Source organism: Ruminococcus callidus ATCC 27760 (assembly GCF_000468015.1).
Classification (GTDB): Bacteria; Bacillota; Clostridia; order Oscillospirales; family Ruminococcaceae; genus Ruminococcus_C; species Ruminococcus_C callidus.
This window is the reverse complement of record NZ_KI260339.1, coordinates 888-1,616: the sequence shown is the minus strand read 5'-3', so window position 1 is coordinate 1,616 and position 729 is coordinate 888. Positions and strand designations below refer to the sequence as shown.

The 729-nt window shown below is 49.7% G+C and carries 1 protein-coding gene; it reads left to right on the top strand.

The genetic code is table 11. From position 1 onward, the window contains the following. Positions 1-729 (top strand): DNA methyltransferase (locus RUMCAL_RS04040; protein ID WP_021681271.1); only part of this gene is annotated, 729 nt, incomplete at both ends.

The window sequence follows — 729 nt, the reverse complement described above, 5'->3', positions numbered from 1 at the left end:
CAGAAGTACCCTGTGTGTATGCCGACCATCTGACGGAAGCACAGAAGAAAGCGTACATTCTTGCTGACAACCGGATGGCATTGGATGCCGGCTGGGACGAAGAACTGCTGTCCGTTGAAATGCAGGAATTGCAGGAGCTCGGATTCGACCTTTCCATGACCGGCTTTGATGAAAAGGAACTGACAGACCTATTGGGTGTAGATGCAGATGGCGAGGCAAAAGAGGATGACTTTGACCTGTCCGCCGCCTTAGAAAAGGCAGCTTTTGTACAGCGTGGCGACATCTGGACAGTTGGCAGACACAAGCTGATGTGCGGTGATGCCACATCTGCGGAGGATGTATCTGCTCTCATGGGTGACACCAAGGCAAACCTCATTCTGACCGATCCCCCATATGGAGTTTCGTTTAAGAGTGCCAGCGGACTTACCATTCAGAATGACAGTATGAAGAACGAGGAGTTTTATACATTCCTGTTGTCCTCCTTTCAGCGAATGGCGGAGCATCTGGAAAAAGGCGGTTCTGCCTATGTATTTCATGCAGACACCGAAGGGCTGAATTTCCGCAAAGCATTCATTGATGCCGGATTTCATCTTGCAGGCTGCTGTATCTGGGTAAAGGATAGTCTTGTTTTGGGTCGCTCTGATTATCAGTGGCAGCACGAACCTGTGTTGTACGGCTTTATGCAAAATGGCAAACATCACTGGTATTCCGACCGCAAGCAGACAACCA